Below are 23,879 nucleotides of genomic sequence, written 5' to 3'. Positions count from 1 at the left end.
GGAAACTGGGCGAAATCGTACGACGTACGGAGTGAGAGGGGCCCAGCGCCAGATGCAGCAGGTGAATCGTCGGACGCTCATGACCGCCGCTGGAATCGCCGGCTTGGCCGCGGTGCTGCCGACCGCGACGGCGGCGGCCGCACCGGGTCGCTGCGGAGACCACGCGTGGTGCGACCCCGGGCTCTCGCCCGACGAACGAGCGGCGATGGTGCTGCGCGAGCTGACCCTGGACGAGAAGATCTCGCTGCTGGGCGGCGACGACCTGGCGGGAGCGGCCGGATCCGGGCACACCGGCACCGGTCACGGCGTCGAGCGGCTCGGGATTCCGACGGTGCACTACGGCGACGGGCCCGTCGGTTCCCGGCAGGGCAGCGGCACCTCGATGCCCTCGGGCGTGTCGCTGGCCGCCTCGTTCGACCCCGAGCTGGCCAAGACCTACGGCGCCACGGTCGCCAACGAGGTGCGGTGCAAGGGCAACGACGTGGTCTTCGGCCCCACCGTCGACGTGCTGCGCCTACCCACCTCCGGCCGCGCCTTCGAAGGCTTCGGCGAGGACCCGTACCTGTCCTCTCGGATCGGCGTCGGCTGGGCTGCCGGAGCGCATTCCGAGGGCGTGATGGTGTGCGTCAAGCACTTCGCCGCCTACACGCAGGAGGGCGCCCTCGGCGTCGTCGGCTCGCGGATGCTCTACAACGCCGTGGTCGACGAGCGCACGCTGCGCGAGATCTACCTGCCGCCGTTCGAGGCCGCCGTGCGCGAAGCCGGCGTCGGCGCGGTCATGGGCTCCTACAACCGGGTCGGCGGCCAGTACGCCTGCGAGCACCAGTGGCTGCTCAACGACCTGCTCAAGCACGAGTGGGGTTTCACCGGATACACCATCGCCGACTACGCCGCGATGCACTCCACCGGGAACTCGCTGGCCAACGGGATGGACTTCGAACCGTGGCCCGCACTGGTGTACTCGCCGGCCGCGATCCGCACCGCCCTGGCCACCGGTCAGGCCGCGACGTCCGATGTGGACGAGCACGCTCGCCGCATCCTGCGCACGATGTTCGCGCACGGCATCTTCGACCGCCCCGCGTACCCCGACGACGACAGCCAAATCGACAAGCGGGCTCACCTCGACACGGCAGGGCACGTCGCCGAGCAGGGCATGACGCTGCTGCGCAACGACGGACTGCTGCCGCTCGACCCGGCCGCGCTGCGCGGCAAGACCATCGCGGTGATCGGTGAGGCCGCCGAGAAGTTCGTGCAGGGCGGCGGCTCGTCCTCGACCACCCCGTACAGCTTCGTCTCCCCGCTGCAGGGCATCCAGCAGCGCGGCGCCGAAGCCGGCATCACCGTGGTCCACGAACCCGGCAAGACCCCGGGCGCGGCGGCCGAGGCCGCCCGCAACGCCGATATCGCGGTGGTCGTGGTCTCGGACATGATGTCGGAGTTCCTCGACAAGCCGAGCCTCGACCTGGACTCCGGCATCGCCCAGTTCCCGCCTCCCGCGCTCGGCAACCCGCTGGCCGACCAGGACGCGATCATCGAGGCCGCTCTCGACGCCAACGTCAACACCGTGGTCGTGCTCGAAACCGGCGGTCCGGTCGCCACGCCGTGGCGGTACCGCACCCGCGCACTGCTGGAGGCCTGGTACCCGGGCGCGAACGCGGGCACCGCGATCGCGCGCGTGCTCTTCGGCGACGCCGACCCCGGTGGACGGCTACCGCTGACCTTCCCGGACAGCGACGACGACGTGCCCACCGCCGGCGACATCGCCCGCTACCCGGGCAAGGGCCTGGACGTGCACTTCACCGAAGGCGTGTTCATCGGCTACCGGCACTACGACGCCCGGGAGATCGAACCGGCGTTCCCGTTCGGCCACGGCCTGTCCTACACCTCCTTCACCTACTCGGACCTGCGCGTGTCCAGCGAGAAGGTGAGCGTGGTGGTCACCAACACCGGCAACCGGGCGGGGCACGCCGTCCCGCAGCTCTACCTCGGCCTGCCCTCGCCGCGCGAGGACGTGCCGCAGCCGCCCCGTCAGCTCAAGGGCTTCGCCAAGCTCACCCTCGAGCCGGGCCGATCGGCGTCGGTGGAGTTCACCCTCACCGACTCGGCCCTGTCGTACTGGGACGAGCTGGCGGGCGGCTGGACCGTCGCGGCCGGCGAGCACCGGGTCCACGTCGGTGAGTCCTCCCGGGACATCCGCGGCGACGGTACCTTCACCGTCGCCGCCGAACGCCGGGTCCGGTGAGGTGACGTCGTCGCCGCCTCCTCGAGATCAGGGCTTGGAGGCGTAGTACACGGCGGCCATGTCCTCGTCGGCGTGGCCTGCGGTCAGGGCTCGGGCGAACCGGGCCCTGACCGCTTCGGCCAGGTCGAGTCGCACCGCGCCGCTGGCAGCCTGGGACACGAGACCGGCGTCCTTGGCGGCGGCGCTGAGGGTGAACGCGGGTGGGAACTCGCCGCTGATGATCGTGGCCCCCTTCATGTGCGCGTAGGCCGAGTCGGTCGCGGTGCCCTTGATCGCTGCCAGGAACTCCGACGGGTCCACGCCCAGGTCCTCGGCCAGCGCGATCGATTCGCCCACGGCGTTGGTCAGCGTCAGCACCCAGTTGTTGGCGACGAGCTTCAGCCTCGATCCGCCGGCCTGCGACGGGTCTTCGCCGACCCACTGGGTGCGGGAACCGACCGCGTCGAACAGCGGCGCCACGACCTCGCGCACCTGGGGAGCGCCTGCGGCCAGCACCACCAGCTCACCCTTCTCGGCTGGGAGCTTCGTGCCCAGCACGGGGGCGTCGACGACGGTGACACCGCCGATCTCGGCCGCGGCCGCGCACACCGCCTCCGTTCCCGGAAGGCCGATGGTTCCCATCTGCGCCCACACGCCACCGGTGTTCAGCGCGGCGGCGGCCTCACGACCGGCGGTGAGCGTCGATTCGGCGTCGAGCAGCATCGTGACCAGGACGTCCGCGCCTCGCGCGGCCTCGGCGGGGGAGTCGACGACGACCGCGCCGGTCTCGGCCAGTGGCTCGGCCCGGCTGCGCGTGCGGTTCCACACCCGCAGGTCGAATCCGGCGGCGGCCAGGTTGCGCACCATCGGCGCACCCATCGTGCCGGTGCCGAGGAAGGCGACTGTGGTCATGGTGAAACGCTCCCAACCCAGAGACTCGAACTCGCCGCCGATTCTCCTCGCACGACTTCCGGCGCACCAAACCAACACACCACCGGTGTGTTGGTGCTGTGCGCGCGCGAAGCGTTCGGGCGCAGGGCGTTTCCTGGTCGGAACGGGACGAACCGGCCACAGTGGATGATCAGTGGAGTTCGATGCGCCAGGTGCGGGAGATCAGCAGGAACCCGGTCAGCGCCGCGGCCGTCAGCGCCGCCGCGCCCTCGTTGAGGAACAGGCACATGAGCGACAGCGCGGCCGCGCAGGCGGCCAGCGTCATCCGGGCGGAGACGCGGGCGCGCAGGTAACCGAAGGTGCTGGTCTGGCTCAGCCTGCGTGCGAGCTTGGGATCCTCGTCGACGAGCTGCTGCTCGATCTCGCGCAGGCGGCGCCGTTCGTCCCTGGGAAGCATGGCCCACCTCCACCGGGTAGTACCGCCTGGTTGAACAAGTATCGCAACGTTGGAACGTGCTGTGAAGGGTCAATCCAGGCGACGCCCGCAGCAACCCACAACCCCGTGACCAGGGAGAGCGCATTTCGCGCGCACCATCGCCCGCCGTCTCAGCCCGGCGGCCATCCCTGCGGGAGCGGACGCAGGTCGGACACCGGTCCCGGCCAGGTGTAGACCCAGCAGGGCAGGCCCGCGAGGGTGATCAGCCGGCGCTCGTACTCGGGACCCTCGTAGGCGTCGAGCACCGGCCAGGCGCGGTCGGGATCGCGGAGGCGGAACACCTGCGCGGGCACCCGGCCGCCTCCGTCGAGGCGCAGGGCCGGGTAGCCCAGGCCCGTGTCGTAGAGCGTTCCGGGGACCTGGACCCGCTCGCACGGGCCGGTGACCAGTGGTTCCAGCAGGTGCCACGCGCTCGAGCCGCGTTGCAGGGTCCCGTAGACGACGATGCGGTCCGACACGCCCCGGATTCTCCCCGGACACGAGAGGAGGCGGACACCCGCAGGTGCCCGCCTCCTCATCTCCGACCGTCACGCGGCGACAGGGGCCTCCACCTGGAGGTCCAGGCCGCCGTCGCGGGTGCCGACCCGCAGCCGGGTGCCCTCGGTGAGCTCGCCGTCCAGGATCAGGTCGCTGATCCGGTCGTCGACCTCGCGCTCGATGGCCCGGCGCAACGGCCGCGCACCGAACTCGGGCTGGTAGCCGCGATCGGAGACCCAGGCCACCGCGTCGTCGTCGAAGACGACCTCGACGCCCAGATCGGCCAGCCGCTTCGTGGTGGTCGCCAGCAGCGCACGGGTGATGGTGTGCAGCTGCTCGCCGTCGAGGCGCTTGAACACCACGATCTCGTTGATGCGGTTGAGGAACTCCGGCCGGAAGGCGTCCTTGAGCTTCGGCATGACCCGCTCCTCCAGGTCCTGCGTGGGGCTGCCGGCGGTGAAGCCGATCTTGCCGCCCGCGCTGGAGACGACCTCCGAAGCCAGGTTGCTGGTCATGATCAGCACCGTGTTGCTGAAGTCCACCGTGCGACCCTGACCGTCGGTCAGGCGGCCGTCGTCGAGGACCTGCAGCAGCGTGTTGAACACGTCCGGGTGCGCCTTCTCGATCTCGTCGAGCAGGACCACGGAGTAGGGGCTCCGCCGCACGGCCTCGGTCAGCTCACCGGCCTCGCCGTGCCCGACGTACCCCGGCGGGGCGCCGACCAGCCGACTGGCGGTGTGCCGCTCCTGGAACTCGCTCATGTCCAGCCGGATCATCCGCTGCTCGTCGCCGAACAGCGACTCCGCCAGCGCCTTGGCCAGCTCGGTCTTGCCGACACCGGTCGGACCCAGGAACAGGAAGCTGCCCACCGGACGGGACGGGTCGCCCAGTCCGCTGCGCGAGCGCCGCACCGCGCGGGCCAGCGCCCGCACCGCGTCGTCCTGTCCGACGACCCGCTGGTGCAGCTCCGACTCCAGGTTCTGCAGCCGGACCTTCTCCTCGGCCGTCAGCCGCGCCACCGGAACACCGGTCGCCCGCGAGACGACCTCGGCGATGTCGGCCGGACCGACCTCCAGCACGCCCGAACCGCCCTGCTCCAACCGTGCCTGCGCGGCGGTGATCTCGTCGCGCAGCGCGGAGGCGCGCTCGTAGTCCTCCTCGGCGACCGCCTCGTTCTTGTGCTGCTCCAGCCGCTCGACCCGCGCGCGGAGTTCGCCGTCGTCGGCGACGCCGGCGTTGAGCCGCTTGCGGGCACCCGCCTGGTCGATCAGGTCGAGGGCCTTGTCCGGCAGGAACCGGTCGTTGATGTACTGGTCGGACAGCTTCGCGGCGGCCTGCACGGCCTCCTCGGTGTAGCTGACCTTGTGGTGCTTCTCGTACTGCTCCTGCAGTCCCCGCAGGATCGTGATCGTGTCGGGCACGCTCGGCTCGGGCACCTGGACGGGCTGGAAGCGGCGTTCCAGGGCCGGGTCCTTCTCGATGTTCTTGCGGTACTCGTCGAGCGTGGTGGCACCGACGACGTGCAGCTCACCGCGAGCCAGTCGCGGCTTGAGCATGTTGCCCGCGTCCATCGCGCCCTCGGCACCACCGGCGCCGACGACGGTGTGTAGCTCGTCGATGAACACGATCAGCTCGCCGCTGTGCTCGGCGATCTCGTCGATGACCTTGGTCATCCGCTCCTCGAAGTCACCCCGGTAGCGGGTGCCGGACAGCATCGCCGAGAGGTCCAGCTGCACGACTCGCTTGCCGGTGAGCACCTCGGGCACGTCACCGGAGGCGATGGCCTGGGCAAGCCCCTCCACGATCGCGGTCTTGCCGACACCGGCCTCACCGACCAGCACCGGGTTGTTCTTGGTGCGACGGGACAGGATCTCGATGGTCTGCTCGATCTCGTCGGCGCGGCCGATCACCGGGTCCAGACCGCCGTCGCGGGCCTGCTGGGTGAGGTCGCGGCCGTACTCGTCCAGCGTCGGGGTCTGACCGCCGCTCGGGCTGGACTCCGGCGTCTGCCGCGGGGTGGGCCGCTGCCCGGCGTCGCGCAGGGCCTCGGGGCCCGCACCGGCACCGGCCAGCAGGCGGCCGGCCTCGGTCTCGGGGTTGGCCGACAGCGCCAGCAGCAGGTGCTGCGGACCGATGTAGGTAGAGCCCAGCGCGCGAGCCACCCGGTGGGCGTCGGCCAGCGCGGTGCGCGCGGCCAGCGTCAGCGAGACGGACTCGCCGTCGACCGGGCCGGCCGCGGCGGGCAGGTGCCCCTCGACCTGCTTGGCGAAGGACTCGGTGTCCACGCCCAGCTGGCCGAGCTGCGACCGGGTCGGCTCCTGCTTGGCGGCCGACCACAGCAGGTGCAGGGCGTCGAGGCTACTCTGCCCGCGGTCACGTGCGAACTTCGCGGCCTCGCCGACCAGCTGTTGCGCCTGCTCGGTCATCAGCTCGGTGATGTCGACGCGGCGCGAGCCGCCCGCGGAGTCCTCGGCCCCGAAGAAGCGCGCGAAGTACTCGTCGAACGGGCCACCGACCGGTCCGAAGAACGTCGCCATTACTTACCTCCTCGTGACGGTGTTGCTCAGCATCGCCGCCATCTACTTGAGTCAGTCGCTATCAACCAACGTAAGCGTGTGCTCTGTAATTCCAAGTTGATCGTGGAGTGGTTCGCGTCACGTTCTGCGCCCCGGGCGGATCGAACGCGCTCAGCCCGCTGCGGCGCCGCAGGCGTCGCCCAGATGCGACTCGCGGACGTGTTGACCTCCACTTAGGTGGAGGTCGCAGGCTGAGGTGACCTGCTCTGATGAAGGGGACACCTCATGGGAACGTCTGTGGATCGCTCAGTATTCGACGAGGCGTATGTGGCGGGCACCGCACCGTGGGTGATCGGTGCGCCGCAGCCGGCGATCGTCGAGCTCGAACGCGGTGGTGAGATCGGGGGAGCGGTGCTCGACCCCGGCTGCGGCACCGGCGAGCACACCATCCTGCTGACCGAACTCGGCTACGACGTGCTGGGCGTCGACTCGGCGCCGCACGCCGTCGAACTCGCCCGGGCCAACGCCGCCGCGCGAGACGTGCCCGCGCGCATCGAGACCGCCGACGCGCTGGCGCTGACCGGCGGGCCCTTCGACACGGTCGTCGACAGCGCCCTGTTCCACGTCTTCGGGCAGGAGGACCAGCTGCGGTACCTGCGCAGCCTGCACGCCGTGTGCCGGCCGGGCGCGACGGTCCACGTGCTGGCGCTGGCCGACGCCGAGCCCGCACTCGGGCCGCGCGTCGCTGAGTCGGTGTTCCCGCGCGTGTTCACCGACGGCTGGCGGCTGGAGCGCGTCCGCCCGAGCAGCTACCGGGGTGTGGCGCGCGGTGATCACGCGAAGGCCCACGGCGTCGCCGAGGGAACGCAGGTGGACGCCCCGGCCTGGCTGGCCACCGCCACGCGGCTGTAGCGGTGGTGGTCCCGGCCTGGGAGCGGCTGGCATGCTTGGCGCATGACCGAGGATGCCGCGTGCGCGGTCGCGCACGGTGACGTGCCAGCCGAATCCGGGCAGCGAGCGCTGGTGGCGGTCTTCGCCTCGCCCGTCGCCGAACACCTGCTGCGCTACGGCCGGGACCTCGGCTACGTCACGATGCTCGTCGAACCAGACCCGGAACGTGCCGCGAGCCTGGACGCCCTGGCGGAGGTGCCGGAGTTGAGCCCCGGCACGGACCTGGTCGTCACCGACCACCACCGCGACGAGCTCGGCCCCGTGCTGCGCGACGCGCTGCGGCACGAGGCCCGCTGGATCGGGATCATGGGCAACCCGCGCCACGAGGGCCCGCACGTCCAGGCGCTGCGCGATCTCGGCGTGGACGACTCCCAGATCGAGCGGGTGCACCGGCCCATCGGGCTCAACATCGGTTCGCGCACGCCACCCGAGATCGCCATCGCTACGCTGGCCGGGCTCATCGCCGACCGCAACGGAAAACCCGGCGGCTTCGACTTCTGAGGCCGCACGGCGGCGATCCGCCGTCATGACCGGTGGCTGCCCCGACCGAGTGCGACCCTGCGCCTCAAGTCGCCTCTTCAAGCACGAGCCACGGCATGTTCTCGGGTTCCTTCCGCCCGGGCAGGTAGGCGTTGAGCACCGGTGGAACCCAGATTTCCCAGGACAAGCCGAGTTCGGTCGACAGTCGGTCGAGCAACTCCGCGCAGGTGGCATCCGGGCGGAGCCGGAGGTGCACGGGTCCCGCACCGAGATAGCGCACCCCTGCCGCATCGGCCGCCGGTGAGGCGAGCCGGGCTCGGGAAGCCCGCACCAACTCCGGCAGCTCGGCTCGGAAGTGCGCGATCGCGTCGAAGGTCACCGATGTCGTCGTCCGGCCGGTGTCCTGGTCGCGGAAGGTGTCCAGCCGAGCCTGCAACGCGTCCGAGACGTGGACCGTTCGGGGCACGGAGCCGTCACCGCCGACGCTGGGAGTGCTCATGCTCGATCTGTACCACTCTGCGCAGGTCAGAGGAGTTCTCGTGTGACGCACGCCGCGATCGCCGCGCCACGGGCCGGGCTCATCGCCGACGCGGCGGAAACCGGCGACTTCGAGTGCCGAGCCTCGCCCGGACGCGATTCGGGTGGTTATGCTCCGCTCGCCCAACGACGGGTGCAGAGGGAGGTTTCGCGTTGGCCGGGATCGCTTTTCGAGAACTGAGTCCGGTGTCCTTCCTGGAGCGCGCGGCGGCGGTGTTCGCCGACCGGCCGGCCGTCGTCGACGGCGACCGCCGGGACACCTACGCGCAGCTCTGTGACCGCGCGCAGCGGCTGGCCGGACTGCTGGCCGCGCGGGGAGTCGAACCCGGTGATCGGGTCGCGGTGCTCTCACCGAACACCCACCTGCTGCTGGAAGCGCACTACGGCGTCCCGCTGGCCGGTGCGGTGCTGGTCGCGCTCAACACCCGCCTCTCGTCGCCCGAGATCGCCTACATCGTGGAGCACAGCGGGGCGAGCCTGGTCCTGCTCGACGCCGAGTACCGAGAGGTGCTGGGGGAGCAGTCGATCCCGGTGATCGATTCGGAGTCCTACGACGAGCTGGTCGACGCGGCCGAACCGCACCGCGTCGAGGTGACCGACGAGCGGTCGCTGCTGTCGATCAACTACACCAGCGGGACCACCGGCCGCCCCAAGGGCGTCATGTACCACCACCGGGGCGCCTACCTGCAGGCCCTGGCGATGGCGTACCACGCCAAGCTCGACACGTCCTCGCAGTACCTGTGGACGCTGCCGATGTTCCACACCAACGGCTGGTGCTTCCCGTGGGCCGTGACGGCCGCCGGCGGGGTGCACCACTGCCTGCGCAAGGTCGATCCCGGCGAGATCTGGCGCGCGATCGACGCCGAGGGCATCACGCACTTCTGCGCGGCGCCGACCGTGCTGGCGATGCTCGCCGAGCACCCCGACGCGCGGACGCTGAACCACGTGCTGCGCGTCTTCGCGGGCGGCGCACCGCCGTGGCCGGCGCTGCTGGAGCGGATGGGCGAGCTCGGGTTCGACATCCGCCACCTGTACGGGCTCACCGAGACCTTCGGCCCCGCCGTGGTCTGCGAGTGGCAGCCGGAGTGGGACAGCGCTGACCCGGAGCGCCGCGCGTGGCTGATCGCCCGGCAGGGCATCGCCAACGTCGTCGCAGAACCGGTCCGGGTCACCGATCCCGAAGGCCACGACGTCCCCGCCGACGGGCGGACGCCGGGCGAGATCCTGCTGCGCGGCAACGACGTCATGCTCGGCTACTACCGCGACCCCGAGGCCACCGAGAACGCCACCCTCGACGGCTGGTTCCGCAGCGGTGACCTCGGTGTCCGTCACCCCGACGGCTACGTCGAGCTGCGCGACCGGCTCAAGGACGTGATCATCTCCGGCGGCGAGAACATCACCTCCATCGAGGTCGAGAACGCACTCACCGCCCACCCCGACGTGCTGGAGGCCGCCGTGGTCGCGGCACCGCACGAGAAGTGGGGCGAGGTCCCGGTCGCCTTCGTCAGCCTGCGGGAGCGGTCGAGCACCGGGGAGGCCGAGCTGATCGACTTCGTCCGCGCTCGCATCGCCGCGTTCAAGGCGCCGAAGAAGATCGTCTTCGGCGAGCTGCCCAAGACCTCCACCGGGAAGCTTCAGAAGAACGTCCTGCGTGCCACGGCCGCGTCCGGATGAGAACGAAGCACGACACCGCTCAAGTCTGCTTCCGATCGTCGGGAAGCAATGACCCGAGTGGCCCGAGGTCGAGGTTCAGATCCTCCGGGGTGAGATCGAAATGATCTTGGAGCTCGGACACCGCCTCCGCGAGCTGCATGAGCGCCAGGCCGATCTCCTCGACCTGCTCCTCCGACAGATCGCCTTCGTCGACCCGGCGCAGTGCCTGTCGTTCCATGAGCTGACGCACGAGCTCGACGATCGTGAGAACCAGCCGCACGAGGTCGCGCTTGATCGACTCGGAGTCCGCTTCGACCCGATTCTGCAAACGTCGGGAGGGCACGTGCGTGTCGTCGTTCGGCTCGGTCATGTCGGTGGTGCCTCCTGGCCCGGGATCTCCGCGCGGATGGAGGTGATGAGCGCCCGCAGGGAGATCTTGACGAGGTCGACGTCCGCGAGCGAGATCGTGATGTCACCGGTGATGACGACGCCCCCTGCCAGGAGCCGGTCCAGCAGGTCGACGAGCGCGACCTCTTGGGGGCCGCGCAGCTCCACCGGCGTCAAGTCGCGTTCCTCGTGCGTCATCGCTGTTCCTGCTCGTCTTCCAGGATCGTGGCGAAGGAGTACGGCGGCCACGGCCCGGTGAGTTCGAACCTGAGCTTCGGGTGGCCGTGCGCCAGTTCTCGGAGCTTCCCCTTGAGGCGATCTGCGCGCGCGTTGTCGACCAGGTAAGCGCCGTTGAGCACCATCACGCCTTCGTAGCCCGCGAGCTCGCGGCTTTGCGGCGGGTGGGAGCGCGATTCTTCCGCGAGCTCGACGAGCGACGCGTGCACGTCGGCCGCGTGGCGCAGCGCTTCTTGCTTCGCCTCCTCCCGTGTCCTCTTGCGGTTGCGAACCCGCTGCAGGTACGCGGCGCCGGGCCGGTCGCTGCCGAGCTCGCTCGAGTCGGCTTGACCTGCTGAGATGTCCGCATATGCCTTGACGCCCCACTCCGTTCGGCCGGAGACCTTGTCGAGCACGGTCGCGAACTTCTCCGCCCGGTGCGCGAGGCACTCGCGGACGCGGCCGTCGCTGTAGTAGACGGTGGCGAACCCCATCGGCGCCACCGGCAGGAGGTTGGAGGCGGCCTCGACGACCCTGTTGTGGTCGCGGACCGCGGTGCCCAGCCAGTCGAGATCTTCCAAGTTGCGGCGCAGCGCCGATTCGCCGAACTCGCCCTGGTCGACGTCGCTGACCAGGGCGCTCAGGTCTGCGACCTCGATCCAACGAAGAGCCGCCCCAGCGATCCCTCGCAGCTCGCGCACGAGGCTCGCTTCCTGTCCGCGAGTGATCGCGTAGACGTAGGTCAACGATTCAGCCACCACGGCGCTCCTCGTGCTCGTCGACGTCCGGGGGAGTCTCAGCGGAACCGGACTCGAGCTCGCGGACCTTGCGCTCCAGACGTCGGTTCTCGTGGACGAGGTCCCGCTGTCCCGAGGACAGCGACGGGTCGTGCTCCCACCAGTCGATGCCCATCTCCCGCGCGCGTTCCACGGAGGCGACGACGAGGCGGAGCTTGATGGTGAGCAGCTCGATGTCGAGCAGGTTGACCCGGATGTCACCGGCGATCACGATGCCCTTGTCCAGCACGCGTTCGAGGATGTCGGCCAGGTTCGCGGACTCGGGCCGGGCGGACAGGGCCCCCGCCTGCCCGGACCTCGCGGGCGGTCCTGTCCTGCCACCGTTCGGCTCTGTCATCCGGGTCCTCCTCGATCAGCGCTCGTTTCCACGCCCCCGCGCGTAGCGGTCGCGGCGGCGATAGGAGACGAGCTCGCCGCTGTGGTCCAATTCCGCCTCGTACACCGCCAGGACATCCGTGCTGTCCGGTACTCGGTGGCTTTCGACGACTTCGACGCCCACGAGCCAGCCATCGTCGGTGCGTTCCAGCGAGGTGACTCCCTCCGAGTCACGCCCGGTGAGCGCCGTGACGTGGTCCACCGCGAGCTTCGCAGCCTCCGTGGCCCCGAGCTGCCGGGTCGCCGGCTCGTCGGCAGACGCCTCCCGGCTGCCGGGTTCCTCCCGTTGCGCTGCGCCTTTCTCCTGGTCCTCTTCGCGTCGGCGACGTCGGCGCTCGGTGGGCTCCGATGCCCGGCGCTGCCGCGGGCGTTCCCTGCGCGGCTGAGCTTCGTCCCTCGCATCACCGGCCACTGCGGATCACGTCTCCTCAGTCGGGTTCTGCGCTTCCATCAGGCGGTCCAGCAGCGCCTTCTGGAGGTCGTCCCGCTGCTCGTCGGTCAACTCCCCTGCGGCGTGCGCGTCCTCAACCTTCGCCAGTTCGTTGCGCACCACTGCGGGGTCGTAGTACTCGGCCTCCGCGGCCTCCTTGAGCCTTTCCGCCACCCACACCGCGGCTCGGGCCGGTTTCAAGGGCAGGTCGAGGAACTCCGTGATCAAACCCATGTCAGTCCCCACCCACGAAGTCATACGGTGCGAGCGGGCCGATCTGGCGCAGGCCGACGCGCTCGGCCCATCGCAGTGCGAGTTCCTCGAGCGCGGCTTCGAAGTCCGGGACCTGACCCCGATCGACGAGGAAGGACACGTGCAGCGCTTCCGCTTCGCCCACCACGTCGTGGACCTGGGAGCGCAGCGCGGCCGCTTCGGTCGCTCGGACCAAGTGCTCCGCGTCGGCCTGGCGCTTGGCCGAAACCGCCTCGTGGACCAGTTCTCCCAGCCGAACTCGCTCTTCGTAGCCGACGTCCTCGGCGACGCCGCGCAGCTGCTCGCGCAGCTCGGCGATCGCGGGTTCCTCCTCAACGACTTCGCGCAGGTGCGCATCGGCCAGGTAGGTGCCGCGGACCGTGTACTGGACCGCGCCGTCCAGCTCGGCCAGCGCCGATTCGAACTCGTCGCGATGGGGCTCGAGCAGTTCGTCGGTGACCGCGTCGACATCGGTGAGGACCGAACCGAACCGCATCGGCAGCACAGTCGCATCGGCTGCGACGGCATCCAGCACCCGCTCATGCGCCAGCAGGTCCTCGGGCGTGCCCAGCGGGCGGCTGATCTCCAGGTCGCTGACCAACGCCGACAGCCCTCCGCGTGACACCGCGCGCACCTCGGAATCGCCCCCGACAGCAGGGAGGTCGCTCGGGGCGTCTTCTCGGGCACGCGTCACCCCGTACACGTACGTGCCGTGCGTGGTTTCCGCGCGGCTCTGCTGGTGGTCGGTCTCGGCGGTCATTCCTCCCGCTCCCTCCGCTTGGCGCTTCGCTTCGGTCGCGCCGGCTCCGCTTCCCGTTCGCGGCTGCTGTCGCGGAACTCGTCGACGGTGTCCTTGGCCGCCTCGATCATTCCCTTCGTCTTGCCTTGCGAGCCGCTCTCGGTGACGCCCTCCACGAGCTCGGGCAGGTCCTTGCCGCCCTTCTCGTGCAGGTCGAGGCGGTTGGTCGCCTCGGCGAAACGCAGGTAGGTGTCCACGCTGGCGATGACCACGCGCGCGTCGATGGTGATCAGCTCAATGCCGACCAGCGACACGCGGACGAACGCATCGATCACCAGGCCCTTCTCCAAGATGAGATCCACGACGTCGGCGAGACTGCTCGCCTGTTGCTTGGAAACGGCGGAACCCTGGCTCTGTTGGTTACTTGCCACCGTCACGAAAACCACCCCTCCTCGTCACGGGCCGCTCCACAGCCTCACCGGCTTCGATCGCTTCGCCGAAGAAGACCTTGCTCGTCTACTCATCCGAACGGATAGCAGAGGGCTACCCGGGTCTTCGCAGGCCACACCTCTTCGGGACAACATTCCTCGACCCCCGCAAGCGCTGTCCGGGATCGACCGCCCCGATCAGGCGGGCGGGCTCGGTGAGCTGCGGAGGAACGTGGCGCGTGCCAAGGCCGCATCCTGAGAACGACGGGACCCCGGTCTGGTCCGCACGGGGTTGGTCAGGCCATACTCCGCACGTCGCTGATCCACGTCGGAACGGGTCGCGATGAGTCGGGGTAACGGTAGGGGGCCGCGTGACAGGGGAGATCGAGCTCAGTCGGCACGCCGAGGAGCACCACGAGGCCGGGGAGGCGACGGGCTCGAACGTGATCGGCGGGCTGCTGGGGCTGGCGAGCCGGGTCGGACGCGATGTGGCGCGCACCGGCATGGACCTGGTCCGCGAACTGCCCGGTGGCGTCGAGGTGGAACGCCAGGTGCAGGCCATCGAGAAGGCCGTGTCCTCCGGCGTGCGGGTCTGGCTGGACTCGGTCGACGAACGCCAGGAGGACGAGGCGGAGGAGCCGGCCCCGGAGGTTCCCGAGGACGAGGACGTCGCGAGCGTCCACGACGGGCTGCGCGAGGCGATGTCCGAGCTGCTGTTCCGCTCAGCGACCGAGAGCAAGACCGAGGCCCGCGAATTCCTCTACGCCGGCATCCTGCGGCTGATCACCCCGGACGAAGCCCGCATCCTCGCGGGTCTCGGTGACGGAGCCGCCTATCCCGTGGTGCACGTCGCCGAACGCGCCGGCATCGGCGGGACCAGCAGGTTCGTGCTCCGCAACGGTTCGACCGTCGGTCGCGCGGTGGGAGTGGCGCTGCACGACGAGGTTCCGCTCTACCTGAGCCACCTGCACGCGCTGGGACTGGTCGAGATCGGCTCCGAGCTGGAGGGCATGGACGACCAGTACGAGATCCTGCAGACCGAGTCGCGGATCCGGGAAGCGTTGCGCTCGGCGAAGTCGACGAAGGTGGTGCGCCGCAGCGTGCGGATCTCCGAGCTGGGCGCGCGGTTCTGGCAGCGATGCGATCCGACGGTGCTGCCGGCCACCGGCGACGCGTTGAACGCGTAGCCGCGGCGGGTATGGTCGCAGCCACTGCGGTGGGGTGTGCAGGCGGTTTCGGGGTTTTTCCGGGGAAGAAGGGTGTGCGATGGGAGCGATCCTCCAGGACTTCGGGGAGCACTGGATGCTCTACCTCTCCATCCCGCTCGTGGCCGCCTTGATCGGTTACGTCACCAAGATCCTCGCGATCAAGATGATGTTCTACCCGGTGGACTTCCGCGGGAAGAAGCCGTTCTTGGGCTGGCAGGGCATCGTCCCCAAGCACGCGGCGAAGATGGCCGGGATCGCCTGCGACACGCTCACCGAACAGCTCCTGAGCCCGCAGGAGGTCGTCGAGCGGCTCGATCCCGAACGCATCGTCGCCGAGGTCGAGAAACCGCTCCGGCACGCGATCGAGGAGATCGTCGAGGAGGTCGGCTCCACCTACCAGCCCGGCGTGTGGGAGGCGATGCCGAAGATCGTGCGGCGGGCCATGATCCAGCGGGTGCAGAACGACGCGCCGCGCATGCTGGCCGAGATCATGGACGAGATCAAGTCCGATGTGGACAACGTCTTCGACCTCAAGTCCATGGTCGTCTCCGCGCTGGTGCGGGACAAGGAGCTGCTGAACCGGATCTTCCTGGAGGCCGGTGACAAGGAGTTCCAGTTCATCCGGCGCTCCGGGGCGGTGTTCGGCTTCGTCATCGGCCTGGTGCAGATGTCGGCGTGGGTGCTGTTCAAGGCGCCGATCCTGATGCCGCTGTTCGGCCTGTTCACGGGGTGGTTCACCGACTGGCTCGCACTGAAGATGATCTTCCGGCCGCAGCAGCCGACCACCTACTTCGGCCTCTTCGAGTGGCAGGGCCTGTTCCTCAAGCGCCGCAAGGAGGTCTCCGAGGCCTACGGCGACCTGATCGCCAAGGAGATCGTGACGCCCCGCAACGTCATCGAGGAGGTGATGCGCGGACCGCTGTCGGACAAGGTGCTGGCGCTGGTGACGCGCAAGGTCGACGAGGAGCTCAGCAGGCGCACCAGCATCGCCAAGCCGCTGGTGGTCTTCGCCGTCGGCGGGCGCCGCTACCAGGACCTCAAGGGCCGCATCGCCGAGATGGTGATGAGCAAGCTGCCGGAGACCATGAGCTACGTCGAGGACTACGCCGCCGACGCCATGGACATCCGCAACACCCTGGTCAGCAAGATGCAGGAGCTGGAGGCCGACGAGTTCGAGGAGCTGCTGCGCCCGGCGTTCCGCGAGGAGGAGTGGATGCTCATCGCCACCGGCGCCCTGCTCGGCTTCGCCGTCGGTGAGGTGCAGGTCCTCGCTCTGGAGTTCCTCGCGAGCTAGGTGTCGTTCGAGGAGTCGCTTCGGCGGTGCGAACCGTGTGCCGCACCTGGATCGGCTCGAACAGCGCCTAGACGGCGTCGGCCTCGACCGCGGTGTGGGTGCGGATCACGCGCGCGGGAACCCCGGCCAGCACGCTGTTGGGCGGGTAGACCCCGGCCGTCACCTGCGCTCCGGAGGCGACGATGGAGTTCTCACCGATCTGCGCTCCGGCGAGGATGACCGATCCGGTGCTGATCACGGTCCCGGAACCGATGGTCACCGGCCGCACCGGCAGCGGCCACTGCGCGGCGACGGGCACGTCGGTGAGGTCGTGGCGGTGGTGGTGATCGACGATCGTCACGCGGCTGGAGGTCCACACGTCGTCACCGAGCACCACCGACGACATCGCCAGGATCTCGGAGTTGCGGCCGAGCACGCAGCGATCGCCCAGCACGATCATCGGCTCACCGTCGCCCAGGTCGGCTCCCGGCAAACCCGCCGAGAGCACGGAGTGCTCGTTGATGATGCAGTCCGCGCCGACGTGGATGCGTTCGGCCCCGGTCAGCGCTCCTTGCGGGAACGCCAGATGGCTGCGGGGACCCATCGACCCGAACCGGCGGCCTTCCCGGGTCCGCGCGGTAATGGCGGCGCCGTTGCGCGCCCACTGCCACCAAGCCCGCGTCAGCCGGCCCATCCAACGGTTCATCTGTCGACCTCGAACAACGACGCAACCTTGCGTTCCAACAACGAGCAAGCCCTACCCAGCGGTAGGGAAGCTACCGTAACCGGCCCCGCCCCGGCCCTCGAACGCCTGTCGCGGTGTTCCGGGGCCGGACCTCGTCGCCGAAGCCGCTGACCGTCGTTCGCGCTCGGGGCGGGCGAGTGAACGTCGAAGATCGACTTTGTGGCTGGAGGTGTCCGATGTGTGATTTGCTGGGGTTTGTGCCCGGCTCGCCGCGGGTTCGGCTCGCGAGCGGTGGAAGTGACGTACTGCGGAGGTGCGAGAAATGGGATTTCACCTGCACAGGAGGGTGAGACTGGGGCCGATCTACCTCAACGTCCACAACACGCGCATCACGTCGTGGGGGTTCAAGCTCGGCCGGTTCAGCCGGAACATGACGCACGGCAAGAACACCATCGACACCCCGGGTCCGGGGCGCTACACGTTCGGCGGCAAGCGGCGGCGTCGGTGAGCTGAGTTGGGAAGAGGTGGACCGGAAGTTGGGGTCGCATTCCGGTCCACCTCAGATCGTGGGGCTTTCTACGGGGAGGCCTGCGACACCACCGCGGGGGCGACGGCGGGCGCAGACTCGGGGGCGGGTGCTGCGAGCGCCTGAGTGGTCGGGGCGATGGTGGCCATGGCCAGGACCGCGGCAGCGGCGAGACCATGCGTCAGGCGGGTGGGGTCCTCGCGGACGGACTCCGGGAGTGCTTGGAGAAGACGGCGGCGGAACACGACCTTCCTTTCGGGAGTGCAGGGATTTGTCCGGGGGTGCGAGACGGAAGCGGTCCCAACCGTTCGGGGGCTCCGGCTGCGTCGGGGACGGCTGCCGCCGTGACCGTTCCGTAACTCGCCCAACCGAAGGTAACCACGCGTAGTCGCAGCTTCAAGATGACTTCACGCGAATAGGTGGTCAGCAGGTCCACACCCCCTGATCGATTGCGTAGGGTAACTGGGGTGTTCATGTGCGACCAGCGAAAACGGCTCCGGGCGCGAGTACTCGTGACGTCAGCCACAAGAGCAAGAAGTCCCTGGTCAGCACGCCTTTTCGGTCGCGCCGGTGTTCGATCGCACGCGTTGTCCGCGTGAGCGGGGTCACCGCGCGGGTCAGGGGCTCGGGTGCAGGTCCTGGGTGCCGATGACCCGGAGGAGGTCGAGCTTCTCCCTGGCGTCGGTGCCCTCCGCGGGGAAGTAGGCCAGCAGCTTGAGGTCCGCGTCCGGGGTGAGCAGCGTTTCGCAGTTGATCTCGACCACGCCGATCTCGGGGTGGAGGAAGCGCTTCCGATCCAGGTGGCGGATTCCGACCTCGTGCCGCTCCCAGAGCTCGCGGAACTCCTCGCTGCACTCCAGCAGGTCCTCGACCAGGCTGGTGACGTCCTGCTCGCCCGCGCGTCGGGAGTAGGTCGCGCGGAGGTCGCTGACCTGGGCCGCCGAGTTGTGCGCCCAGTCCTCGTCCGGCATCCCGGCGCGCAGGCCGGGTTCGGTGAACCAGCGCCATACGACGCTGCGATGCCGTCCCCGGTACGACCGGTGGTCGCCCATGAGGGCGATGGCCAGCGGGTTCTGCCACAGGATCTCGTTGAGATCGGTGCAGATGACGACCGGGACGTCGGTGAGCCGGTCGGCCAGGCTGATCAGGCCCGGCCGGACGTGCGCGCCTGCCCGGCGCGGCGGCGGAGTCAGGCCGGCCAGGTGGAACAGGTGGTCGCGCTCGTCCAGGTCGTACCGCAGGGCGCGAGCCAGACCCGCCACGACGGGCTCGGACGGGTGCGAACCGCGTTGCTGCTCCAGGCGCGCGTAGTAGTCGGTGGAGATCCCGGCGAGCTGGGCCACCTCGTCGCGTCGCAGGCCCGAACCGCGATTCCAGGAGGGCAACCGCGAGCACAACCGAGCGCTCGTGGACCGGATGCGCGAGATCGCGGCCGAGAAGGACGCGACCGTCGCGCAACTGGCCATCGCCTGGGTCGCCCGCAGGGCGAGGACGTCCTGCCCGTCGTCGGCGCGCGACGCCGGGAGCAGGTCGACTCGATGATCGGCAGCAACGCCGTCGCCCTCGACGCGGACGACCTCGCGAGGATCGACGAACTCATCCCGCGCGGCTCGGTGCGCGGCGAGCGCTATCCGGCCGCGTTCATGGCTCAGCTCGACAGCGAGAAGTGACCTGCCGTCAGGGCTTGCGGGCGATCAGGCCGTACTGGGGAACGCTCGGCTCGGACTCGTCCGGGTTGCGCCAGCGGGCGCAGGAGACGATCCCCGGTTCGATGACCTCCAGGCCGTCGACGAACGCCGCGATCTCGTCCCCGCCCCTGGCGGTGATCGGGGGAGTGGCGTTGTCGTTCCAGAACGCCATCGCCTCGCGGTTGGCCTCGCCGTCGAGCTCGGTCGTCGGATGGCTGATCACCACGTAGCTGCTGGAGGGGATCGCCTCCACCAGCTGCTTGACGATGTCGGTGGCCTCGGTGGTGTCGGGGATGAAGTTGAGGATCCCCAGCAGCATCACGGCCATCGGGCTCTGGAAGTTCAGCGTCCGCGAGGCCGCCCGCAGGATCTCGTTCGGATGCCGGGCGTCGGCCTCGACGTAGTCGGTGCGGCCGAGCGGCGAGCTGGTCAGCAGCGCACGGGCGTGGGTGAGCACCAGCGGATCGTTGTCGACGTAGACGATGTGCGAGTCCGAGGCGATCCGCTGCGCCACCTGGTGGGTGTTGTCGGCGGACGGCAACCCCGTCCCGATGTCGAGGTACTGGCGGATGCCGGCCTCACCGGCTAGGTGCGCGACCGCGCGCTTGAGGAACGCGCGGTCGGCGCGCGCCACGTCGGCGATCAGCGGGAACATTCCCTGGATGTGGTCGCCGACCTTGCGGTCGACCTCGTAGTTGTCCTTGCCGCCCAGCCAGTGGTTCCACACCCGCGCGTTGTGCGCGACCGTGGTGTTCACGCCCCGAAGTGGAGTCCCGGCCGTCCAGTCGCTCATCTGCTCCGCTTCCGTTGAAAACCCGCTCTCCCGCGCGAAGTCTAGACGCCCGGTCACTCGTCCGGGGCGGCCAAGGCGTCGAGCACGCCTTGGCCGTAGCGGTTGAGCTTGCCTTCGCCGACACCGCTGATCGTCGCCAGTTCGTCCAACGTCGACGGTGCGACCACGGCGATCTGCCGCAGGGTCGAGTCGTGGAAGATGATGAACGGCGCCTTGCCCTCCTCGCGGGCCACCTCCATCCGCCACGCGCGCAGCTTCTGGAAGACCGGCTCGGCCTCGGGCGGCATGTCCTGCGGCACCCGCTTGGAATCCTTGGCCTTCGCCTTGGCCGCGGGCTTCTTCGCGGGTTCGGTGCGCAGCCACACCTGCCGCGGATCCTCGCGGCGCAGCACCTCGGAGCTGCTGTCGGTGAGGACCAGCGTGCCGTAGTCGCCTTCGACCGCGAGCAAGCCCTGGGCCAGCAGCTGGCGGATCACCCCGCGCCACTCGTTGTCGCTGATGTCGGCGCCCACGCCGAAGACGCTGAGCTCCTCGTGGCGGAACTGCTCGACCTTCGGCGTCTTCTTGCCGCGCAGGATGTCGATGATCTGCCCGGCCCCGAACTTCTGGTTGCGCTCCCGCTGCAACCGCACGACGGTCGACAGCAGCTTCTGCGCGGCGACCGTGCCGTCCCAGGACGCCGGCGGGTTCAGGCACGTGTCGCAGTTGCCGCAGGGGCTCGAATCCGGCTGGCCGAAGTAGTCGAGCAGCCGCGAACGGCGGCACTCCACCGTCTCGCACAGCGCCAGCATCGAATCCAGGTGCCTGCTCTGGGTGCGGCGGTGCGCTTCGTCGCCTTCGGAGTTGTCGATGAGCTTGCGCTGCTGCACCACGTCCTGCAGGCCGTAGGCCATCCACGCGGTCGAGGGCAGTCCGTCGCGGCCCGCGCGACCGGTCTCCTGGTAGTAGCCCTCGATGGACTTGGGCAGGTCCAGATGCGCCACGAACCGCACGTCGGGCTTGTCGATGCCCATGCCGAAGGCGATCGTGGCGACCATGACCAGCCCGTCCTCGCGCAGGAACCGGGACTGGTGCTTCGCGCGCACCGCCTTGTCCAGGCCCGCGTGGTAGGGCAGCGCGGTGACGCCGTTGGTGGTGAGGAACTCGGCGGTGCGCTCCACCTCGGCCCGGGAGAGCCGGTAGACGATGCCGGACTCGCCCAGGTGCTCGGTCTGCAGCAGCTGCAGCAGCTGCCTACGGGCGTCGCTCTTGGGTGCGATCCGGTACTGGATGTTGGGCCGGTCGAAGTCGGAGACGAAGTGCCGCGCCTCGGTCAGCTGCAACCGGGTGGCGATCTCCTGCCGGGTAGCCGGGGTCGCGGTGGCGGTCAGCGCGATGCGCGGCACGTCGGGCCAGCGCTCGTGCAGGACGGACAGCGCCAGGTAGTCCGGCCGGAAGTCGTGACCCCACTGGGCCACGCAGTGCGCCTCGTCGATGGCGAACACCGCGACCTCGCCGCGCGCGAGCAGCTCCAGCGTCGAGTCGAGCCGGAGGCGTTCGGGGGCGAGGTAGAGCAGGTCCAGCTCGCCGTTGAGGTAGGCGTCCTCGGTCTCGCGGCGCTGCTGGTAGCTCTGCGTGGAGTTGAGGAATCCCGCGCGCACACCCAGCGCGGCGAGCGCGTCGACCTGGTCCTGCATCAGGGCGATCAGCGGTGAGACGACGACCCCGACTCCGGGGCGCACCAGCGCCGGGACCTGGTAGCACAGCGACTTGCCGCCGCCGGTGGGCATGAGCACGAGGGCGTCGCCACCTGCGACCACGTGGTCGATGATCTCCTGCTGCGTGCCCCGGAAGGAGTCGTAGCCGAAGACTCGTCGCAGCACCTGGAGAGGTTCGGTGGTCTGGTCGGTCGCGGTTTCAGGAGACGCCACGGCGGGCATCTTACGCAGCGGGCCGGACGTCCCAGGGTGCCCACGCGCCACCGGTGAGTCGGCCCTGGAACGCGCTCGGATGTGACCTGAGTCGCCTTGGCGGAGTGCCGTGGTTCCCTGGAATACTTCGTAGGGAAGACTCGTTCACGCAAGTAGTTGAAGCTCGTACAAAAAGGCGCGGGCTCGGGTTCAGCAGGGAGTTCACAATGCAGTTCGGGATCTTCTCGGTCAGTGACGTGACGACTGACCCGACCACCGGCCGTACCCCGACCGAGGCCGAGCGGATTCAGGCGATGGTGCGGATCGCGCTCAAGGCCGAAGAGGTCGGGCTCGACGTCTTCGCCACCGGCGAGCACCACAACCCGCCGTTCGTGGCCTCTTCGCCGACGACGATGCTCGGCTTCATCGCGGCCCAGACCAAGGACCTGATCCTGTCGACCTCCACCACGCTGATCACCACGAACGACCCGGTGAAGATCGCCGAGGACTTCGCGATGCTGCAGCACCTGGCGGGCGGCCGGGTGGACGTGATGATGGGGCGCGGCAACACCGGGCCCGTCTACCCGTGGTTCGGCCAGGACATCCGGCAGGGCATCCCGCTGGCCATCGAGAACTACGCGCTGCTGCGCCGGTTGTGGCGGGAGGACGTCGTGGACTGGGAGGGCAAGTTCCGCACCCCGCTCCAGTCGTTCACCGCGACCCCGCGTCCGCTCGACGGAGTGGCTCCGTTCGTGTGGCACGGCTCGATCCGCTCGCCCGAGATCGCCGAGCAGGCCGCCTACTACGGCGACGGGTTCTTCCACAACAACATCTTCTGGCCGGCCGAGCACACCAAGCGCATGGTGCGGCTCTACCGGCAGCGCTACGAGCACTACGGGCACGGCAAGGCCGACCAGGCCGTCGTCGGGCTCGGCGGCCAGGTGTTCATGCGCAAGAACTCCCAGGACGCCGTCCGCGAGTTCCGGCCCTACTTCGACAACGCGCCGGTCTACGGCGGCGGACCGTCGCTGGAGGACTTCAGCCAGGCCACCCCGCTCACCGTCGGCAGCCCGCAGCAGGTCGTCGACCGCACGCTGAGCTTCCGCGAGAACGTCGGCGACTACCAGCGCCAGCTGTTCCTGATGGACCACGCCGGGCTGCCGCTCAAGACGGTGCTGGAGCAGCTCGACATCCTCGGCGAGGAGGTCGTGCCGGTGCTGCGCGAGGAGTTCGCCAAGCTCAAGCCCGCGCACGTGCCGGACGCCCCGACCCACCAGTCCCTGCTCGCGGCCAAGCAGCAGGAGGAGCAGAAGCAGGAGGTCGCGAAATGAGCGAGCGCGACATCGTCGTGATCTCCGCCGGCCTCAGCACCCCGTCCTCGACGCGGATGCTGGCCGACCGGCTGGCCGCGGCCACCGCGCGCAACACCCCGGTCGACGTCCGGGTCGTGGAGCTGCGGGACCACGCCACGGCCATCGCCCACAACTTCGTCACCGGGTTCGCCGGCCCGGAGCTGGAGGAGGTGCTCGAAGCGGTCCGCGCCGCCGACGGGCTGATCGCGATCACCCCCATCTTCCAGGCGTCCTACAGCGGGCTGTTCAAGTCCTTCTTCGACGTGCTCGACAAGGACGCCCTGGCGGGGAAACCGGTGGTCATCGGTGCGACCGGTGGTTCGGCCCGGCACTCGCTGGCGCTGGAGCACGCGATGCGGCCGATGTTCGCCTACCTGCACGCCGTGGTCGCGCCGACCTCGGTGTACGCGGCCTCGGAGGACTGGGCCACTGGTGGTGAGAGCACCCTGGCCGACCGCGTCGAGCGCGCGGCCGGCGAGCTGGCCGCGCTCATCGAGCAGCGACCCGCGGTCCAGGCCGCCGATCCGTTCGACGAGCCGGTCCCGTTCGAACAGCTCCTGGCCCAGCAGCAGAACTAGAAGCACCGCGCACGCCCGCTCGCACCACCGATCGTGGGGGA

The 23,879-nt window shown here is 69.6% G+C and carries 29 protein-coding genes; 11 read left to right on the top strand and 18 right to left on the bottom strand.

What is annotated here, in order from left to right; genetic code table 11:
• Nucleotides 1–79: 79 nt before the first annotated feature.
• On the top strand, nt 80–2,242 hold the full coding sequence (locus AB0J78_RS27155) for a glycoside hydrolase family 3 C-terminal domain-containing protein (RefSeq protein ID WP_363793784.1): 2,163 nt from the start codon (nt 80–82) through the stop codon (nt 2,240–2,242).
• A gap of 27 nt (nt 2,243–2,269) precedes the next feature.
• On the opposite strand, the gene AB0J78_RS27150 is transcribed toward AB0J78_RS27155, so the two are convergent.
• The 4 genes from AB0J78_RS27150 to AB0J78_RS27135 form a co-directional block, all read right to left on the bottom strand.
• The gene (locus tag AB0J78_RS27150) at nt 2,270–3,133 is read right to left on the bottom strand and encodes an NAD(P)-dependent oxidoreductase (RefSeq protein WP_363793782.1); all 864 of its coding nucleotides are present in this window, start codon (nt 3,131–3,133) and stop codon (nt 2,270–2,272) included.
• Between the two features lie 169 nt (nt 3,134–3,302).
• Nucleotides 3,303–3,569, bottom strand: a complete 267-nt coding sequence (locus tag AB0J78_RS27145; RefSeq protein ID WP_363793781.1) for a DUF3040 domain-containing protein — start codon at nt 3,567–3,569, stop codon at nt 3,303–3,305.
• Between the two features lie 149 nt (nt 3,570–3,718).
• Nucleotides 3,719–4,066 (bottom strand): gamma-glutamylcyclotransferase family protein, encoded by a 348-nt coding sequence (locus AB0J78_RS27140; RefSeq protein ID WP_363793779.1) that lies wholly within the window; start codon nt 4,064–4,066, stop codon nt 3,719–3,721.
• Between the two features lie 69 nt (nt 4,067–4,135).
• Entirely contained in the window at nt 4,136–6,622 is a 2,487-nt protein-coding gene (locus tag AB0J78_RS27135) for an ATP-dependent Clp protease ATP-binding subunit (protein ID WP_363793777.1), read from the bottom strand.
• A 264-nt stretch (nt 6,623–6,886) separates the two neighbouring features.
• Here AB0J78_RS27135 and AB0J78_RS27130 point away from each other — a divergent pair, with 264 nt between their 5' ends.
• Both AB0J78_RS27130 and AB0J78_RS27125 read left to right on the top strand, forming a co-directional pair.
• Nucleotides 6,887–7,513: a class I SAM-dependent methyltransferase gene (locus AB0J78_RS27130; RefSeq protein ID WP_363793775.1), complete on the top strand. Its 627-nt coding sequence runs from the start codon at nt 6,887–6,889 to the stop codon at nt 7,511–7,513.
• A 42-nt stretch (nt 7,514–7,555) separates the two neighbouring features.
• A complete protein-coding gene (locus tag AB0J78_RS27125; protein WP_363793773.1) occupies nt 7,556–8,053 on the top strand; it encodes an XdhC family protein in 498 nt (165 codons plus the stop codon).
• A gap of 64 nt (nt 8,054–8,117) precedes the next feature.
• On the opposite strand, the gene AB0J78_RS27120 is transcribed toward AB0J78_RS27125, so the two are convergent.
• A complete protein-coding gene (locus AB0J78_RS27120) occupies nt 8,118–8,531 on the bottom strand; it encodes a hypothetical protein (protein ID WP_363793771.1) in 414 nt (137 codons plus the stop codon).
• Between the two features lie 224 nt (nt 8,532–8,755).
• On the opposite strand from AB0J78_RS27120, the gene AB0J78_RS27115 reads away from it, so the two are divergent.
• Nucleotides 8,756–10,243 carry an acyl--CoA ligase family protein gene (locus tag AB0J78_RS27115; RefSeq protein ID WP_363793769.1) on the top strand — a complete coding sequence of 496 codons (1,488 nt, stop codon included), beginning with the start codon at nt 8,756–8,758 and terminating at the stop codon, nt 10,241–10,243.
• Nucleotides 10,244–10,262: 19 nt separating this feature from the next.
• On the opposite strand, the gene AB0J78_RS27110 is transcribed toward AB0J78_RS27115, so the two are convergent.
• The 8 genes from AB0J78_RS27110 to gvpJ are packed head-to-tail and all read right to left on the bottom strand — an operon-like array spanning nt 10,263 to nt 13,855.
• The gene (locus AB0J78_RS27110; protein ID WP_363793767.1) at nt 10,263–10,592 is read right to left on the bottom strand and encodes a gas vesicle protein K; all 330 of its coding nucleotides are present in this window, start codon (nt 10,590–10,592) and stop codon (nt 10,263–10,265) included.
• Complete coding sequence (locus tag AB0J78_RS27105) at nt 10,589–10,807, bottom strand: gas vesicle protein (RefSeq protein ID WP_363793765.1); 219 nt, start codon at nt 10,805–10,807, stop codon at nt 10,589–10,591. The genes AB0J78_RS27110 and AB0J78_RS27105 overlap by 4 nt, the downstream gene beginning before the upstream one ends.
• Nucleotides 10,804–11,583, bottom strand: a complete 780-nt coding sequence (locus tag AB0J78_RS27100) for a GvpL/GvpF family gas vesicle protein (protein WP_363793763.1) — start codon at nt 11,581–11,583, stop codon at nt 10,804–10,806. Before AB0J78_RS27100 ends, AB0J78_RS27105 begins: the two co-directional genes overlap by 4 nt.
• A complete protein-coding gene (locus AB0J78_RS27095; RefSeq protein ID WP_363793761.1) occupies nt 11,576–11,959 on the bottom strand; it encodes a gas vesicle protein in 384 nt (127 codons plus the stop codon). Before AB0J78_RS27095 ends, AB0J78_RS27100 begins: the two co-directional genes overlap by 8 nt.
• 15 nt (nt 11,960–11,974) lie before the next feature.
• A complete protein-coding gene (gvpO, locus tag AB0J78_RS27090) occupies nt 11,975–12,409 on the bottom strand; it encodes a gas vesicle protein GvpO (protein ID WP_363793759.1) in 435 nt (144 codons plus the stop codon).
• A 6-nt stretch (nt 12,410–12,415) separates the two neighbouring features.
• A complete protein-coding gene (locus AB0J78_RS27085) occupies nt 12,416–12,661 on the bottom strand; it encodes a gas vesicle protein GvpG (RefSeq protein WP_363793757.1) in 246 nt (81 codons plus the stop codon).
• 1 nt (nt 12,662) lies between these two features.
• Nucleotides 12,663–13,439: a GvpL/GvpF family gas vesicle protein gene (locus tag AB0J78_RS27080; RefSeq protein WP_363793755.1), complete on the bottom strand. Its 777-nt coding sequence runs from the start codon at nt 13,437–13,439 to the stop codon at nt 12,663–12,665.
• A complete protein-coding gene (gene gvpJ, locus AB0J78_RS27075) occupies nt 13,436–13,855 on the bottom strand; it encodes a gas vesicle protein GvpJ (RefSeq protein WP_363793753.1) in 420 nt (139 codons plus the stop codon). Before gvpJ ends, AB0J78_RS27080 begins: the two co-directional genes overlap by 4 nt.
• A gap of 362 nt (nt 13,856–14,217) precedes the next feature.
• Here gvpJ and AB0J78_RS27070 point away from each other — a divergent pair, with 362 nt between their 5' ends.
• A complete protein-coding gene (locus AB0J78_RS27070; protein WP_363793751.1) occupies nt 14,218–15,033 on the top strand; it encodes an Abi-alpha family protein in 816 nt (271 codons plus the stop codon).
• A gap of 79 nt (nt 15,034–15,112) precedes the next feature.
• The gene (locus AB0J78_RS27065; protein WP_363793749.1) at nt 15,113–16,348 is read left to right on the top strand and encodes a DUF445 domain-containing protein; all 1,236 of its coding nucleotides are present in this window, start codon (nt 15,113–15,115) and stop codon (nt 16,346–16,348) included.
• Between the two features lie 67 nt (nt 16,349–16,415).
• Here the strand turns inward: AB0J78_RS27065 and AB0J78_RS27060 are convergent, their stop codons facing one another.
• Nucleotides 16,416–17,033: an acyltransferase gene (locus AB0J78_RS27060; RefSeq protein ID WP_363793747.1), complete on the bottom strand. Its 618-nt coding sequence runs from the start codon at nt 17,031–17,033 to the stop codon at nt 16,416–16,418.
• A 325-nt stretch (nt 17,034–17,358) separates the two neighbouring features.
• Here AB0J78_RS27060 and AB0J78_RS27055 point away from each other — a divergent pair, with 325 nt between their 5' ends.
• Nucleotides 17,359–17,520 (top strand): DUF4236 domain-containing protein, encoded by a 162-nt coding sequence (locus tag AB0J78_RS27055; protein ID WP_363793745.1) that lies wholly within the window; start codon nt 17,359–17,361, stop codon nt 17,518–17,520.
• Between the two features lie 68 nt (nt 17,521–17,588).
• Here the strand turns inward: AB0J78_RS27055 and AB0J78_RS27050 are convergent, their stop codons facing one another.
• Nucleotides 17,589–17,783: a hypothetical protein gene (locus tag AB0J78_RS27050; RefSeq protein WP_363793743.1), complete on the bottom strand. Its 195-nt coding sequence runs from the start codon at nt 17,781–17,783 to the stop codon at nt 17,589–17,591.
• Between the two features lie 372 nt (nt 17,784–18,155).
• Entirely contained in the window at nt 18,156–18,923 is a 768-nt protein-coding gene (locus AB0J78_RS27045; RefSeq protein WP_363793741.1) for a helix-turn-helix transcriptional regulator, read from the bottom strand.
• A gap of 31 nt (nt 18,924–18,954) precedes the next feature.
• On the opposite strand from AB0J78_RS27045, the gene AB0J78_RS27040 reads away from it, so the two are divergent.
• Nucleotides 18,955–19,080: a hypothetical protein gene (locus tag AB0J78_RS27040; protein ID WP_363793739.1), complete on the top strand. Its 126-nt coding sequence runs from the start codon at nt 18,955–18,957 to the stop codon at nt 19,078–19,080.
• Complete coding sequence (locus AB0J78_RS27035; protein WP_363793737.1) at nt 19,077–19,208, top strand: hypothetical protein; 132 nt, start codon at nt 19,077–19,079, stop codon at nt 19,206–19,208. The genes AB0J78_RS27040 and AB0J78_RS27035 overlap by 4 nt, the downstream gene beginning before the upstream one ends.
• A gap of 7 nt (nt 19,209–19,215) precedes the next feature.
• Here AB0J78_RS27035 and AB0J78_RS27030 read toward each other — a convergent pair whose 3' ends face one another.
• Together AB0J78_RS27030 and recQ are read right to left on the bottom strand one after the other, a co-directional pair.
• Nucleotides 19,216–20,019 (bottom strand): SAM-dependent methyltransferase, encoded by an 804-nt coding sequence (locus AB0J78_RS27030; RefSeq protein ID WP_363793735.1) that lies wholly within the window; start codon nt 20,017–20,019, stop codon nt 19,216–19,218.
• A gap of 53 nt (nt 20,020–20,072) precedes the next feature.
• Complete coding sequence (gene recQ / locus AB0J78_RS27025; RefSeq protein WP_363793733.1) at nt 20,073–21,938, bottom strand: DNA helicase RecQ; 1,866 nt, start codon at nt 21,936–21,938, stop codon at nt 20,073–20,075.
• A gap of 197 nt (nt 21,939–22,135) precedes the next feature.
• On the opposite strand from recQ, the gene AB0J78_RS27020 reads away from it, so the two are divergent.
• Both AB0J78_RS27020 and AB0J78_RS27015 read left to right on the top strand, forming a co-directional pair.
• Complete coding sequence (locus tag AB0J78_RS27020; protein ID WP_363793731.1) at nt 22,136–23,239, top strand: LLM class flavin-dependent oxidoreductase; 1,104 nt, start codon at nt 22,136–22,138, stop codon at nt 23,237–23,239.
• Nucleotides 23,236–23,838, top strand: coding sequence for an FMN reductase (locus AB0J78_RS27015; protein WP_363793729.1), 603 nt, complete (start codon nt 23,236–23,238; stop codon nt 23,836–23,838). Before AB0J78_RS27020 ends, AB0J78_RS27015 begins: the two co-directional genes overlap by 4 nt.
• Nucleotides 23,839–23,879 lie beyond the last annotated feature (41 nt).

Source organism: Saccharopolyspora sp. NPDC049426, from assembly GCF_040676935.1.
Lineage (GTDB): Bacteria > Actinomycetota > Actinomycetes > Mycobacteriales > Pseudonocardiaceae > Saccharopolyspora.
This window is presented reverse-complemented; position numbering and strand designations above follow the sequence as displayed.